This is a genomic window from Campylobacter troglodytis, from assembly GCF_006864425.1.
Classification (GTDB): domain Bacteria; phylum Campylobacterota; class Campylobacteria; order Campylobacterales; family Campylobacteraceae; genus Campylobacter_D; species Campylobacter_D troglodytis.
In genome coordinates, this window is the sequence record NZ_QHLI01000174.1 from 1 (window position 1) to 961 (window position 961).

Here is a 961-nt window from a genome sequence, read left to right on the forward strand (position 1 = left end):
GTTTTCTTGCCCTTCCTCACCTTTTTGATATGTATCTTTTACTTTATAAGTGCTTTGCTCCTCATAAACAAAGGCTTTAAGCATTATTTCTTGCTCTAAGTCTATGGTGTAAATCTCATTTTGTGAATTTGACAAGCTATCTTTATCATCTATGAATTTGCCTTCTTTATCCTTTTTATAAGCCTTGATAAGCCCTATGTTTAAAGCTTTTTTCATAGGACTAAGCTCACAAGGGATAAATTCACAGTCGCACATAGCAGCTAGGGTATTAACCTGATAAAGCTTGTTAAACAAGGACACAAAGCCTTTGTTGTAGGTTCTTTCTTCTTTTGAGTGCTTGTGTGCTGTGCTTGTTGTAGTCCTTTCAAGTGTGTTTGCGTTCTTTGCTGTGTTTATGAAAGCTACGGTAGTTGCTGTGTTGTTTGCTGAGTTTATTTGTGTTGAATTTGCTGTGTTTGCTGAATTTGTGCTGAAAGTGTTTGAGGCTGTGTTTGTGTTGATTGTGCTGATGGGGGCTGTGTTTGTTATGTTTGTTGAATTTATTGAATTTGTGTTATTTATTGCGTTTGTGCTACTAAGAGAAGTATTGTTTATCTTTGCTGTGCGGACAGAGGCTGTGCTGTTTGCTGTGTTTGTAGTTTTGCTGAGAGTGGCTTTGGAGGCTGTGCTTGTATTTGCAAGGATGTTTGTTGTGGATGTGTGTTTTTCTGTGTTTGTGTTGATAGTTCTGATTGAGGCATCGCTCGTATTTTCAAGTGTGGCTGTGTTTGTGTCGATAGTGTTGATTGAGGCTGTATTTGTGTTGATGGCGCTTGAGGCTATGTTTGTATTTGTATTTTCAAGGATGTTTGCTGCGGCTTTGTTTTTTTCTATATTTACCACCCCTCTGGTAATTTGGCTTAAGCCTATGAAGACTTGCTTAAAGAGATATTTTTCATAAACTCTATCTTCTATGATAAAT

At 37.3% G+C, this 961-nt stretch carries 1 protein-coding gene; it reads right to left on the reverse strand.

What is annotated here, in order from left to right:
* On the reverse strand, nt 1-961 hold a 961-nt coding region (locus DMC01_RS14140; RefSeq protein ID WP_221887170.1), incomplete at both ends, for a hypothetical protein.